This window comes from Streptomyces sp. NPDC058650 (genome assembly GCF_042717315.1).
Taxonomy (GTDB): domain Bacteria; phylum Actinomycetota; class Actinomycetes; order Streptomycetales; family Streptomycetaceae; genus Streptomyces.
This window is the reverse complement of the sequence record NZ_JBHXRL010000006.1, coordinates 95,921-108,905: the sequence shown is the minus strand read 5'-3', so window position 1 is coordinate 108,905 and position 12,985 is coordinate 95,921. Positions and strand designations below refer to the sequence as shown.

General features: G+C 74.5%; 10 protein-coding genes. 5 read left to right on the top strand and 5 right to left on the bottom strand.

All coding sequences use genetic code 11. The features are described from left to right. The first annotated feature begins 71 nt into the window (after positions 1–71). Positions 72–776 carry a GntR family transcriptional regulator gene (locus tag ACFWWU_RS12745; protein ID WP_384143189.1) on the top strand — a complete coding sequence of 235 codons (705 nt, stop codon included), beginning with the start codon at positions 72–74 and terminating at the stop codon, positions 774–776. A gap of 66 nt (positions 777–842) precedes the next feature. Beyond that, positions 843–1,862, top strand: a complete 1,020-nt coding sequence (locus ACFWWU_RS12740) for a 1-aminocyclopropane-1-carboxylate deaminase (RefSeq protein WP_384143186.1) — start codon at positions 843–845, stop codon at positions 1,860–1,862. A gap of 33 nt (positions 1,863–1,895) precedes the next feature. On the opposite strand, the gene ACFWWU_RS12735 is transcribed toward ACFWWU_RS12740, so the two are convergent. Both ACFWWU_RS12735 and ACFWWU_RS12730 read right to left on the bottom strand, forming a co-directional pair. Further along, positions 1,896–3,137 (bottom strand): TerD family protein, encoded by a 1,242-nt coding sequence (locus ACFWWU_RS12735; protein WP_384143183.1) that lies wholly within the window; start codon positions 3,135–3,137, stop codon positions 1,896–1,898. A gap of 36 nt (positions 3,138–3,173) precedes the next feature. Then, positions 3,174–3,413 carry a hypothetical protein gene (locus ACFWWU_RS12730; protein ID WP_384143180.1) on the bottom strand — a complete coding sequence of 80 codons (240 nt, stop codon included), beginning with the start codon at positions 3,411–3,413 and terminating at the stop codon, positions 3,174–3,176. A gap of 55 nt (positions 3,414–3,468) precedes the next feature. Here ACFWWU_RS12730 and ACFWWU_RS12725 point away from each other — a divergent pair, with 55 nt between their 5' ends. Continuing rightward, positions 3,469–4,443, top strand: a complete 975-nt coding sequence (locus tag ACFWWU_RS12725; RefSeq protein ID WP_384143177.1) for an AraC family transcriptional regulator — start codon at positions 3,469–3,471, stop codon at positions 4,441–4,443. 224 nt (positions 4,444–4,667) lie between these two features. Here ACFWWU_RS12725 and ACFWWU_RS12720 read toward each other — a convergent pair whose 3' ends face one another. Beyond that, the gene (locus tag ACFWWU_RS12720; protein WP_384143174.1) at positions 4,668–5,477 is read right to left on the bottom strand and encodes an NAD-dependent epimerase/dehydratase family protein; all 810 of its coding nucleotides are present in this window, start codon (positions 5,475–5,477) and stop codon (positions 4,668–4,670) included. 241 nt (positions 5,478–5,718) lie between these two features. On the opposite strand from ACFWWU_RS12720, the gene ACFWWU_RS12715 reads away from it, so the two are divergent. Both ACFWWU_RS12715 and ACFWWU_RS12710 read left to right on the top strand, forming a co-directional pair. Further along, entirely contained in the window at positions 5,719–6,651 is a 933-nt protein-coding gene (locus ACFWWU_RS12715; RefSeq protein WP_384143171.1) for a 5-dehydro-4-deoxyglucarate dehydratase, read from the top strand. 20 nt (positions 6,652–6,671) lie between these two features. Continuing rightward, complete coding sequence (locus tag ACFWWU_RS12710; RefSeq protein WP_384143924.1) at positions 6,672–7,805, top strand: hypothetical protein; 1,134 nt, start codon at positions 6,672–6,674, stop codon at positions 7,803–7,805. A gap of 251 nt (positions 7,806–8,056) precedes the next feature. On the opposite strand, the gene ACFWWU_RS12705 is transcribed toward ACFWWU_RS12710, so the two are convergent. Beyond that, a complete protein-coding gene (locus ACFWWU_RS12705; RefSeq protein ID WP_384143168.1) occupies positions 8,057–10,906 on the bottom strand; it encodes a SpoIIE family protein phosphatase in 2,850 nt (949 codons plus the stop codon). Then, positions 10,903–12,969 (bottom strand): SpoIIE family protein phosphatase, encoded by a 2,067-nt coding sequence (locus ACFWWU_RS12700; protein WP_384143166.1) that lies wholly within the window; start codon positions 12,967–12,969, stop codon positions 10,903–10,905. The genes ACFWWU_RS12705 and ACFWWU_RS12700 overlap by 4 nt, the downstream gene beginning before the upstream one ends. Positions 12,970–12,985: the final 16 nt, after the last annotated feature.

The following is a 12,985-nucleotide window of genomic DNA, read 5'->3' as shown; positions in this document are numbered from 1 at the left end:
TTCCGGCCCTCCCAGTGCTGCCCCTCTGACCCCTGGTCAGCTCCATGGACTGACATCTAACATGTCAGTCCATGGAAGCACTGCGGCCCGTGGGCCGGACCCTTCTGCGCGACCGGGCGTACGAGGCACTGCGCGAGGCCATCGTGCGCGGCGAGCTCGCCCCCGGCGCCCCACTGAAGGACGCCGACCTCGCCGACCTCCTCGGGCTCTCGCGCGCACCCGTGCGCGAGGCGCTGGTCCGGCTCTGCGACGAGGGGCTCGTCGAGACCAAGCCGCAGAGCTACACCCGGGTCACCCGGCCGGTCAGCCGGGTCGTCCGCGACGCCGCCTCCGTCGTGCGCGTGATGCACGAACTCGCCGCCCGCACCGGCGTACCCCTGCTCGGCCCCGAGGGCGTCCGGGCCATGCGCGAGGCCAACGAGCGCTTCGCGGCGGCCGTCCGCGACTCCGACGTGGAGGCCGCGCTCCGCGCCGACGACGAGCTCCACCAGGTCCTCGTCGTCGCCAGCGGCAACCACGCGGCCGCCGCCACCATCGCGCGCTACACCCCGCTGATCCGCCGCGTCGAGCGGCGGCTCTTCGGCGACTCCGGCAGCTGCGGCTCGGCCGAGCTGCACGCCCGGCTGATCGACGCGTGCGCGAGCGGGGACGTGGAGGCGGCGGTCCGGATCACCACCGAGATCTGGGCGGCGCTCGAACAACTCGCGGACGACGCCGTCGAGGTGGCCGAGGTCACGGGCATCCCGGCCCCCCAGGTTCCCCACGACACCCCATAGGGGGTGTCGTGCCGCTCAGGCCGGGCTCGACACCCCCTGGCCGCCTTCACCCCACCGGGAGCCGTTTTGCCGATCACCGACTTCGCACGCTACCCGCTGCTCTTCGGACCCTCCCCGGTCCACCCGCTCGAACGGCTCACCCACCACCTCGGCGGCGCCACGCTCTGGGCCAAGCGCGAGGACTGCAACTCGGGCGTCGCGTACGGCGGGAACAAGACCCGCAAGCTGGAGTACCTGGTCGCCGACGCCCTCGCCCAGGGCTGCGACACCCTCGTCTCCATCGGCGGGGTCCAGTCCAACCACACCCGCCAGGTCGCCGCCGTCGCCGCCCGCGCCGGGCTGCGCTGCGTCCTCGTGCAGGAGAGCTGGGTCGACTGGCCGGACCCCGTCTACGACAAGGTCGGCAACATCCTGATCAGCCGCCTCGCCGGCGCGGACGTGCGCCTGGTGCGGGCGGGCTTCGGCATCGGCTTCAAGGAGAGCTGGGAGCAGGCCCTGCGGGAGGTCGAGGAGGGCGGCGGGAAGCCGTACGCGATCCCGGCGGGCGCCTCCGACCACCGGCTCGGCGGTCTCGGCTTCGCGAACTGGGCCTACGAGGTGGCCGAGCAGGAGCGCGAGCTCGGCGTCTTCTTCGACACGGTGGTCGTCTGCTCGGTGACCGGCTCCACCCAGGCCGGGATGGTCGCGGGCTTCGCCGCGCTCGCCGAGGAGGGCGGACCGGCCCGCCGGATCATCGGCGTCGACGCCTCGGCGAAGCCCGGCCCGACGCACGAGCAGATCACCCGGATCGCCCGCGACACCGCCGCGCTCATCGGCGTCGAGCGCGCGGTGACGGCGGCCGACGTCGAGCTCGACGAGCGCTACCACGCCGGGGTGTACGGCCTCCCGGACGAGGCCACCCTCGACGCGATGCGGCTCGCCGCCCGCACCGAGGGCATGATCACCGACCCCGTGTACGAGGGGAAGTCGATGGCGGGCATGGTCGACCTGGTGGAGCGGGGAGAGATCGGCCGGGACTCGACCGTTCTCTACGCCCACCTCGGCGGCCAGCCCGCCCTCAACGGCTACAGCGCCCTGTTCTCCTAGCGGGCGCGGGGAGCCTGCCGCTCAGCCTGCCGCTCAGAGCGACTGGGCGGCCGGCTTCACCATGCCCCGGACCGTCCGCGACTTCACGAACTCGCCCATCGCCGTCATCTCCCACTCGCCGGTGAACTGCTTGATCAGCTTGGCCATCATCACGCCGGTCTGCGGCTCGGCGGTGGTGAGGTCGAAGCGGACCAGTTCCTCGCCGGTCGCGGCGTCCATCAGCCGGCAGTAGGCCTTCGCGACCTCGGTGAACTTCTGGCCGGAGAAGGAGTTGACCGTGAAGACGAGGCCGGTGGCGTCGGCGGGCAGCCGGCCCAGGTCGACGACGATCACCTCGTCGTCGCCCGCGCCCTCGCCGGTGAGGTTGTCGCCGGAGTGCTTGATCGAGCCGTTGAGGATCGACAGCTTGCCGAAGTAGCAGCTGTCCAGGTGGTTGCGCTGCGGCCCGTACGCGATGACGGAGGCGTCCAGGTCGATGTCCTTGCCGCGGTAGGCGGGCTCCCAGCCGAGGCCCATCTTGACCTGGGAGAGCAGCGGCTTGCCGCCCTTGACCAGGGACACCGTCTGGTTCTTCTGGAGACTGACCCGGCCCTTGTCGAGGTTGATCTTGCCGGTGGAGACGGGGGCGGCGGCGGCCGGGGGAGCGGCCGGTGCCGGGGGCGCCGAGGCCGCGATCCGCGGGTCCACCGCGGTGACGGGCGGCGCGGGCGGGACCGGCGGGGCGACGGGGGCCGGGGCGACGGGCGTCGCGGCCGGTGCCGCGGCGGCGGGCTCGTCGTCCACGGAGACGCCGAAGTCCGTCGCGATGCCGGCCAGCCCGTTCGCGTATCCCTGGCCCACGGCGCGGGCCTTCCACGCGCCGTTTCGCTGGTAGATCTCGACGACGACCAGCGCGGTCTCGTTGGCGAGCTGCGGCGGCGTGAACGTGGCGAGGACGCTGCCGTCGTCCGCGTTGCGCAGGGTGGCCGTGGGCTCGATGCCCTGGAAGGTCTGGCCCGCGGCGTCGGGGCTCGCCGTGACGACGATCCTCTCGATGCCGGCCGGGAGCGCGCCCGTGTCCACCACGATCGCGTCGGGCGCGGTGCCGCCGCCGGAGCGGTACGTCACACCGGGCCCGGCGGGCTGGTTGTAGAAGATGAAGTCGTCGTCCGAGCGCACCTTGCCGTTGGCGCCGAGCAGCAGGCCCGAGACGTCGAGCCGCACCGGGGCGGCGACGTCCACCGCCACGCGCGCGACGGTGAGAGGGATGTTCGAGCCGGGGGTCATAGCGGTCATGCCAGGGGTAACGATCCGGACGGCTTTGCCGTTCCCTTACCCTCGCCGGGTTCGGCCACCTTGGTTACGCGGATGGCTCCTGGCCTGCCGTTCGTTGCCGAAGCGGTACGCGCCCGTCCACCGGGCCATCACCAGCTGGGCGTCCCCCGACTCCACCTCCGCGAGGAACTTCTCGGCCCGGCCGCCCCGCAGCACGCCCGCGGCGCGGCCGTGGTGCGTGAGGACGACGGAGCCGTCGCGGCGGCGCTCGTACGTGAATCCCTGGGGTCTCGGCATGCCGGGCATCCTGCCGTTCCCGGTCAGATCCGTCATATGAATATTCTTTCGGCCCATGGGGACTGTGGGTGGGAGTTCGTTCCGCACGGGGGACGTCGACGAGGCGCGCGAGGAGCTCGACGCGCGCTACTACGCGAACCGCATGGACGTGGTCGACCGGCGGAGGCCCTTCGCGGCGCGCTTCGACACCGTCGCGCTCGGGCCGCTGGTCATCGGCGACCTGAGCTGCGGGGCCGATGTGCGGATGAGCTTCGGGGAGCTCGGCGCGTACCACCTGAACGCGCCGCTCAGCGGGACGATGGAGATGCGCCAGGGCGGCCGCGCCCCGATCGTCGCGACGGCCACCGAGGCGCTGCTCCTCGACCCGGCGGGGGACACCTTCCTCGACCGCTGGAGCGGGGACTGCCGGACCCTCTCCGTGAAGATCGGGGCGGCCGAGCTGCACGACCGCCTGGAGCGGCTGCTCGGCCGCCGCGCGAGCGGCCCGCTCGCCTTCGCGCCCCGCCTGGACATCTCGCGCGGCCCCGGCCTCAGCTGGGTCCGCTTCGCCCGCCAGGTCGCCTACGAGGCGCTCGCGGGGGAGGGGCTCGCGCACCACGAGCTCGTCGCGCGGCCGCTCCAGGAGGCGCTGCTCAACGGGCTGCTCCTGGCTGCCGAGCACCCCTGGCGCGAGGCGCTCGCCCACCCGGGGGAGGCGCGCCGCCCTGCCCCGGTCAAGCGCGCGATGGACGCGGTGCGGGAGCGCCCCGAGCACCCGTTCACGACCACCGAACTCGCGGCCCTGGCCCGGGTGAGCGTGCGCCGTCTCCAGGAGTCCTTCCGGGAGTACGTGGGGATGTCGCCGATGGCGTACGTGCGGGAGGTCCGCCTCGACCGGGTCCGCGAGGAGCTGCGGGCGGCCGCGCCGGACGAGGTGACCGTGAGCGAGGTGGCCTGGCGCTGGGGCTTCGCCCACCAGGGCAGGTTCGCCGCGCGCTACCGGGAGAAGTACGGCGAGTCCCCGTCCCGGACGCTGCGGGCGTCCGGGTGAGGGGTCTTCGGGTGTGCGCGTGAGCGGGCGTCCGGACGGGCGTACGAGCGGGCCGCGCAATCCGGACAGAGGCCGCGTTCCGCGGCTCGCGATGATCTTCGTCCGCGCATACCGTGGACATGTCCGGTGCCAGCGCGCACCCGTGACCCGGGCCCCGGCCGGCTCCCCCGTATCAAGTCCGGCCGGGTCCTGCGTAAGCCCGCCCCTTGGCCCGACCTTTCCGGTCAGTGCGGCCAGCGCGGCGGGTCCACGCAGAAGTGGCCGCCCAGGTAGAGGTCGTCGGCGCTGCCTTCCTCGGGGACTCCCTTCTCGGCGATCAGCTTCTCCGCGTAGACCTCCGAGTCGTCCTGCGGGTCGAAGCCGAGCGCCCGGGCCGTGGAGAGGTCCCACCACGCGCGGGTGTTGGCGGAGGAGCCGTACGCCACGGTGTGTCCCACCGATCCGGCGGTCAGCGAGGCGTGCAGGAGGCGGGCGCAGTCCGCGGGGCTGAGCCACATCGAGAGCATCCGCACCGAGGTGGGCTCGGGGAAGCAGGAGCCGATGCGCACGGACACCGTCTCGATGCCGTGCAGGTCCCAGTAGAGCTGGGCCAGGTCCTCGCCGAAGCACTTGGAGAGGCCGTAGAAGGTGTCGGGGCGGTGCGGGGTGTCCACCGGGACGACCGGTTCGCCGTCGCGCGGGCGGCGGGTGAAGCCGACGGCGTGGTTGCTGGAGGCGAGGACGACCCGCGGGACGCCCTCCTCGCGGGCGGCCTCGTAGAGGTTGTACGTCCCGGCGATGTTGGCGGCCATGATCCGGTCGAAGTCGGCCTCCAGGGAGATCCCCGCCAGGTGGACGACCGCGTCGACGCCCCGGACCGCCTCGCGGAGCGCCGTACGGTCCGCGAGGTCGGCGACGATCGCGTCCGGTGCCCCCTGCACGGGGACGACGTCCAGGAGGCGGAGCTCGTAGCCGTACGGGGGCAGCAGCTCCCGCATCAGCGTGCCGACGCCGCCGGCGGCGCCGGTGAGGAGGACGGTGCGGGGTACGGACATGGAGTGGTTCTCCTCCGTCGAGTGCCATGCAGGTGAGTGCCGTTCACAACCGTGGACACGGTAGGGAGCGGTCCGACGGAGCGTCAAGACTCGGCGATAGGGCGTGTTCTCTCCTTGACCGGCCCTTCCGCCCTGTTCTAGCGTGCAGCGCGTCGGTGTTCAAGAATATGGATGACGGTCAGAACTGTGCACGACTGTGTACGGGGGTGGCTGTACGCGACGGACTTCCCTGGGAGCGCCCGTGACCACTGCCCCGCTCGCCGGCCGGCTCGACGGCCTGCTCTTCTTCCCCGTCACCGCCTTCGGGCCGGACGGCTCCCTCGACCTCGACGCCTTCCGGGCCCACGTCCGCGCCGGTGTCGACGCGGGCGCGGCGGCCGTGTTCGCCTGCTGCGGCACGGGCGAGTTCCACGCCCTCACCCCGGAGGAGTTCCGGGTCTGCGTCGCCGCGGCCGTCGAGGAGACCGCGGGCCGCGTCCCCGTCGTGGCCGGAGCCGGCTACGGCACCGCGCTCGCGATCCAGTACGCGCGGCTCGCCGAGGAGGCCGGCGCCGACGGACTCCTCGCCATGCCCCCGTACCTCGTCGTCGCCGACCAGGCCGGACTGCTCCGCCACTACACCGAACTCGCCGCCGCCACCTCGCTCGACGTGATCGTCTACCAGCGGGACAACGCGATCCTCACCCCCGACACGGCCGTCGCCCTCGCCCGCACCGACGGCGTCATCGGCCTCAAGGACGGCCTCGGCGACCTCGACCTCATGCAGCGCATCGTCAGCGCCGTCCGCTCCGAGGGCCTCGACCTGCTCTACTTCAACGGCCTGCCGACCGCCGAACTCACCGGCGCGGCCTACCGGGGCATCGGCGTCACCCTCTACTCCTCCGCCGTCTTCTGCTTCGCCCCCGACCTCGCCCTCGCCTTCCACCGCGCCCTCGCCACCGGCGACGACGCCACCGTGGACCTGCTCGTCGACGGCTTCTACCGGCCGCTCGTCGAACTCCGCGCCCAGGGCCGGGGATACGCCGTCTCGCTCGTCAAGGCGGCGGTACGGATGGGAGGTCTGGACGTCGGGGAGGTGCGGCCGCCGCTGAGCGAGCCCGCACCCGAACACCTCGCGGAACTCGCGCGGCTCGTCGACCGCGGCCGGGCCCTCCTGAAGGAGGCCGGGGCGTGAGCGCCGAAGGACCGGGCGGCCTGCGGGCGGGAGCCTTCCTCTACCCCTGGGACGTCGACGGCGACCCCGCCGCCCCCGCACTCCTCGCCGAGCTGGGCATCGCCCAGGTCACGCTCGCCGCCGCCTACCACTCCACCCGGGCGCTCAGCCCCCGCCACCCGGCCCACCGGATCGTCACCGCCGAGCACGCCGCCGTGCTCTACCCGCCGGACCCGGACCGCTGGGCGGGCCGCGCGCTCCGCCCGTACCCGGCGGGGGAGTGGGCCCCCGGCGACTCTTACGGCCGGGCCGCCGAGGCCCTCGCCGGCACCGGCCTGGAGGTCCACAGCTGGGTCGTCCTCGCGCACAACTCCCGGCTCGGCGCCGAGCACCCCGAGACCTCCGTCGTCAACGCGTACGGCGACCGCTATCCCTGGGCCCCCTGTATCGCCCGGCCCGACGTCCGCGCCCTGCTGGTCGACCTGGCGGCCGAGGCCGCCGTCCGGCCCGGCGCGGCCGGCACCGAGCTGGAGTCCTGCGGCTGGTACGGCCTCGCCCACCTGCACGCCCATGACAAGACCTCCGGAGTCCCGCTGGGCGACCGCGAGCAGTACCTGATGTCCCTCTGCTTCTGCCCCTCCTGCCGCGAGGGGTACGGGAACGGCGGCGCCGACCCCGACGCACTGGCCGCCGCCGTCCGCCACGCCCTCGCACCCGTCTGGTCCGGCTCGGGACCGGCGCGCGGGCTCGGCGACCTGGAGGCCCCCGTCCTGGCCTGGCGCGCCGGGACCGCCCGCTCCTTCCAGGAGGCCGCCGTGGCCGCCGTACGGGCCGCCGCCCCGCCCGGCTTCCGCGTCCTGCTGCACGCCGATCCGGACCCGTACCGCTGCGGCGCCGACGCCGGCACGGACCCGGCACACGTCCTCGCGCTCGCGGACGGCGTGGTCGCCCGCCCGGCGAAGATCGATGCCTTCGCGGCCCACGCCGGCCCCGACGGCGTCGTCGCCGCCAATCTCTCCGTCGTCACCGGCATGGGCGGCGCCCCCGACCGCCTGGCCCGCGACGCCGGCCGGGCCCGCGACGCGGGCGCGACCGAACTGCGGCTCTACCACGCGGGCCTCGCCTCGGACGGGGACCTGGAGGCGGTCCGCACGGCCCTGCTGAAGCTGGGCTAGCGAGTCCGGGCGTTCCGCGCGCAGCCGGCGCACCGCCGGCGCGTAGCCGATTCCCGCGACCAGTGCGGGAAGGGCCGACAGCGCCGCACACCGGTTCGCCGTCCGACGCGGCGGAGGTGAGCCGGAGAGCCGGCGCGGGCGGGAGTCGAGCGGGGCCATCAGCCGGCCCGCGCGGACCACCAGGTCGCGGGCGGGCCGGTCGACGACCACCCGCGGGAGGCACTCGCCGCCGACGGCCGGCCCGCCACCCCTCACCAGGCCAGGTCCTCCAGCGCGTCCAGGTCCGGCACCACGGCCGCCGCCACCGGCTCCGTGTCCGCGTCGACCACCCGCAGCTCGGCCCAGATCGTCTTGCCGCGCCGGGCGTACCGCGTGCCCCAGCGCTCCGCGTACTGCGCCACCAGGTACAGCCCGCGCCCGCCCTCGTCGGTCGTCGTCGCGTGCCGCAGGTGCGGGGACGTGCTGCTGCCGTCCGAGACCTCGCAGATCAGCGTGCGGTCGTGCAGCAGCCGCACCCGGACCGGATCGGCGCCGTACCGCACCGCGTTCGTGATCAGCTCGCTGAGGATCAGCTCCGCCGTGAACGCGAGCCCGTCGAGCCCCCACTCCGACAGCTTCGCCGCCGCCGCGTTCCGCACGGGCGAGACCGCCGACGGGTCCCGCGTCACCTCCCACTCCGCGATCCGCTCCCGGTCGAGCAGCCGGGTCCGCGCCACGAGCAGCGCGATGTCGTCGCGCGGCGAGGGCGACAGCAGCGTCGCCAGGACGTCCGCGCAGGTCTGCTCCGGGCTCCGGTCCGTGCGCGCGAGCGTCGATCCCAGCAGCGCGAGACCCGTGTCGAGATCCCGCCCCCGGTCCTCCAGGAGCCCGTCCGTGAAGAGCACCAGCTTGCTCCCCTCCGGCAGCCACAGCTCCGCCGTCTCGAACGGCACGTCGCCCAGTCCGAGTCCGAGCGGCAGCCCCGGCGCCAGCTCCGGGAACGTGACCTGCCCGTCCGCGCCCACGAGCGCCGGACCGGGATGCCCCGCGCTCGCCACCGTGCACCGCCCGGACGCAGGGTCGTAGATCGCGTACAGGCAGGTCGCACCCGTGATGCCCTCGTCCCGCCGCCGCCCCCCGATGTCCTGGCCCTCCCACTCGCGCTGGTCGATCCGGGCCGTCAGCTCGTCGAGATGGCCCAGGAGCTCGTCCGGCGGCACGTCGAGCGTCGAGAAGTTGTGCACGGCCGTCCGCAGCCGCCCCATCGTGGCCGCCGCGTGCAGCCCGTGCCCCACGACGTCCCCCACCACCAGCGCCACCCGGGCCCCCGGCAGCGGGATCACGTCGAACCAGTCGCCGCCCACCCCCGCCTTCGCCGGGAGGTAGCGGTACGCCACGTCCACCGCGCTCTGCTCCGGCAGCGCCCTCGGCAGCAGGCTCCGCTGGAGCGTCACCGCCATCGCGTGCTCCCGCGTGAACCGGCGCGCGTTGTCGATCGCCACCGCCGCCCGCGCCGCCAGCTCCTCCGCGAACGACAGGTCCTCCTCCCCGAACGGCTCCGGGGTGTCCGCGCGCCAGAAGTTGGCCATCCCGAGCACCACCCCGCGGGCGAGCAGCGGCACCGTGAGCAGCGAGTGCATCCCGTACGCGAGGGCCTGCGCCGCTCCCTCCGGGTCCTGGGCCCGCCAGCCCTCCGCCGAGGCCAGCTCCGCCTGCGCCACCGCGTGGCCCGCCGCCAGGGCCGTCGCCATGGGAGCGCTGGGCACGTCGAAGAGGATGGTGTCGCCGACCGGCTGGAGCGGCTGGTCCGGCCGCAGCCCGCTCAGCGCCGTCCGCCGCATCTCCGTCGTCGTGGCCGCGTCCTCCGGCGGCTCCTCGCCGCGCAGCACCGGTTCGAGGAGCTCCACCGTCGCGAAGTCCGCGAACCGCGGCACCGCCACCTCCGCCAGCTCCTCCGCGGTCCGTACGACCTCCAGCGTCGTCCCGATCCGCACCCCCGCCTCGTACAGCAGCTGGAGCCGGCCCCGGGCCACCGCAGCCCGGCCGGTCACGGCGGCCAGCTCGGTGGTGTCCCGCATCGTCATCACGCTGCCGGACTCGGCGTTTCCGGGGAGCGTGGGGCGCACGCTCACCGCGAGCAACCGGTCGCCCGCGCGGTGCACCTCGTCCGTGGCCGCCCGCCCCGACGCGAGGAGTTCGACCGTACGGGGATCGAGACCGAGCTCCGAGACGTGCCGCCGCTCCGCGTCCGCCGACAGACCGAGCAGCCGGCGCGCCTCGTCGTTGGCGAGCAGCAGCCGGTGGTCGGGGCCCACGATCAGGACGCCTTCGCGCACGGCGTGCAGGACCGCCTCGTGGTGCTCCTTCATCCGGGTCATCTCGGCGGGCCCGAGTCCGTGCGTCTGCCGCCGCAGCCGCCGGCTCACCAGCGCCGCCCCGCCCACGGCGAGGACCAGCGCGCCCGTGCCCGCGGCCGCGAGCACCAGCAGCCGGCCTTCCACGGACTGCGTGATGCTCTCCACCTCGATGCCGCTGCTGACCAGGCCCACGATCCGGCCCTGGTCGTCCACCACCGGGACCACGGCCCGTACCGCGTCGTTCGGCGCGCCCCGGAAGACCTCGGTGAAGGAGTTGCCGTCCACCGCCGCGCGCGAGAGGTCCCCGGTCGCCTTGCGGCCGATCAGGGAGGGGTCCGAGTCCGTGTACCGCACCCCGTCCGGGCTCAGGACGGCGACGAAGTCGATCCTCGTGGCCAGCCGGATCTCCTCCGCCCTCTTCTGGAGCTCCGCCGTCGGATCGGGCGAGGTCAGCGCGTCGGCGATGCCCGGGGCGCGCGCGAGGGACTCCGCGACCGCGAGGGACCGGATCCGGGCGTCCCGCTCGGTGTCCTGCCGGGCCTGCTGGAACGTGATGAGGACCGCCGCCACGATCACCAGGAGGGCGATCAGGGCCTCCAGGGCGAAGACCTGGCCGGCGACGCTCCGCAGCCCCGTCTTGCCGTCCCGGCCCGTCTTGCCGTCCCGGCCCGTCCTGTCGTCCCGGTCCGTCCTGTCGTCCCGGTCAGTCCTGTCGTCCCGGCTCGTCCTGTCGTCCCGGCCGTCCCGGCCCGCCCGGGCGTTCATCCCGTGCTCCGCGCGACGAGCAGCGCGACGTCGTCCTGGGCGCCCGGCCGTCGCAGCGCCCGGAGCAGCAGGTCGCAGGTCTCCTCCAGCGGCCCGCGCGCCCCGTCGAGCAGTCCCACGAGCACCGCGAGCCGGTCGTCGATCGCCTCGTCGCGGGTCTCGACGAGCCCGTCCGTGTAGAGCACCAGCACGTCTCCCGGGCGGAAGGGGACCCGGGCCGTCCGGAAGGTGCCGCCGCCCACCCCCAGCGGTACCCCGGTCGAGAGCCGCACCAGCTCGGCCGGGCCGTCCGCCGGGATCCGCACGGGTGGCAGATGGCCCGCGTTCGCGATCCGGCACCGGCCCCGGCGCGGATCGTGCACGGCGAAGAGGCAGGTCGCGATGTAGTGCTCAAGGCCCGCCGTGATCCGGTCCAGGTGCCGCAGCACCTGCGCCGGCGACAGGCCGAGGTCCGTGAACGCGCTGGTGGCCGCGCGCAGCCGCCCCATCGTCGCCGCCGCGTCGATCCCGCTGCCCATCACGTCCCCGACGACCAGCGCCGTCTTGTCGTCGGGCAGCGCGATCACGTCGTACCAGTCGCCGCCGACCTCGCTCGACGCCTGCGCCGGCTGGTAGCGGGCGGCGACCTCAAGACCCGCCCGCTCCGGGGGCGTGCCCGGCAGCAGACTGCGCTGGAGCGTCACCGCCGAGTTCCGCACGCTCTGGTACCAGCGGGCATTGTCGATGCTGACCGCCGCCCGGGCCGCGAGCTCCGTCGCGAGCAGCACGTCGTCGCTGTCGAAGGGCAGCGGATTGCGGTCCCGCTTGAGGTCGAGCGCGCCGAGGACCTCCCCGCGCGCGATCAGCGGCACCGCCAGGTACGAGTGGACCCCGGCCCGCCGGAGCTGCTCCGCCGCCTCGGGGCTCCGCGCGATCCGGGGCAGATCACCGGGGCCGACGTGTTCGACCAGGACCGGCAGTCCGGTGTGCACACAGCGGGTGACGAGCCGGTCCGCCCCGTACATCGCGACCGCACCGGGCGGGTCCGCCGCAGGCAGGGCCTCCGTCGGGCCCGAGGCCTTCACCGCGAGCGCGCGGAACAGCTCGGGGCCCGCCTCCGGAACACCGGGCCTGCGCAGCGCCAGGACGGAGTCGAGGACGTCGACGGCCGCGATGTCCGCGAGCGCCGGCACCACGACCCCGGCGAGTTCGGCGGCCGTCCGGTCCACCTCCAGGGTGGTGCCGACCCGCGCCGAGGCGTCCGCGACGAGCGCGAGCCGCCGCCGGGACCGGTCGGCCTCCGCGTCCGCGTCGTGCCGCTCGGTCACGTCGATCACCGAGGCCGCGACCCCCAGCACCCGGCCCTCGGTCCCGTCCAGGCGGTAGAAGGACACCGACCAGGTGTGCTCGTGGTCGGGGTCCGCCGGGGTCCGCCCCGTCGTTTGGTGGTCGAGCAGGGGCCTGCCCGTCGCGAGGACCGTGCGCAGCGCCTCCTCCAGCGCCGCCGCGTCGACCCCCGGCAGCATGTCGGCGATCCGGCGCCCGAGGTGCAGCGCGGCCCGGACGCCGTTGATCCGCTCCAGGGCCGGGTTCACGAGGACGTACCGCAGCTCGGTGTCCAGGACGGCGAGTCCGATCGGCGACTGGGAGACGAGCCGGTCGGAGAGGGCGAGGCCGGTCTCGACGCGCTCGACGACGGCGCGGTCGGCGGCGATCCCCAGCGCGTACAGGCCACCGAGGTCGTCGGTCAGCCGCATGTTGCGGAACTCCACGTCGCGGGTGCTGCCGTCCTTGTGCCGTACGGGGAAGACGCCCGCCCAGGTCGTGCCGCCGTGCAGCACCTCGCCGAAGAGGCGTATCGCCTCGTCGCGGTGCTCGGCGCCGACGATCAGCCGGGCCACGTAGCGGCCGAGGGCCTCGTCCGCGCGGTAGCCGAAGAGGGCCTCCGCCTGCGGACTCCACAGCACGATCCGGCCGCGTGCGTCGATGACGATGGCCGCGACCCCGAGGACGTCGAGGAGCCCCTTGCCGTCGAACGGCACACCCGCCCGTCCCGCCGTCTCCGGGAAGGAACCGGCCGTCACACTGCCCTCCTCCCGC

Coding starts and splice junctions, on each gene's coding strand:
- ACFWWU_RS12725 (WP_384143177.1), top strand. CDS start 3,469: ATGGGGACTGTGGGTGGGAGTTCGTTCCGCACGGGGGACGTCGACGAG.
- ACFWWU_RS12735 (WP_384143183.1), bottom strand. CDS start 3,137: ATGACCGCTATGACCCCCGGCTCGAACATCCCTCTCACCGTCGCGCGC.
- ACFWWU_RS12730 (WP_384143180.1), bottom strand. CDS start 3,413: ATGCCGAGACCCCAGGGATTCACGTACGAGCGCCGCCGCGACGGCTCC.
- ACFWWU_RS12745 (WP_384143189.1), top strand. CDS start 72: ATGGAAGCACTGCGGCCCGTGGGCCGGACCCTTCTGCGCGACCGGGCG.
- ACFWWU_RS12705 (WP_384143168.1), bottom strand. CDS start 10,906: ATGAACGCCCGGGCGGGCCGGGACGGCCGGGACGACAGGACGAGCCGG.
- ACFWWU_RS12720 (WP_384143174.1), bottom strand. CDS start 5,477: ATGTCCGTACCCCGCACCGTCCTCCTCACCGGCGCCGCCGGCGGCGTC.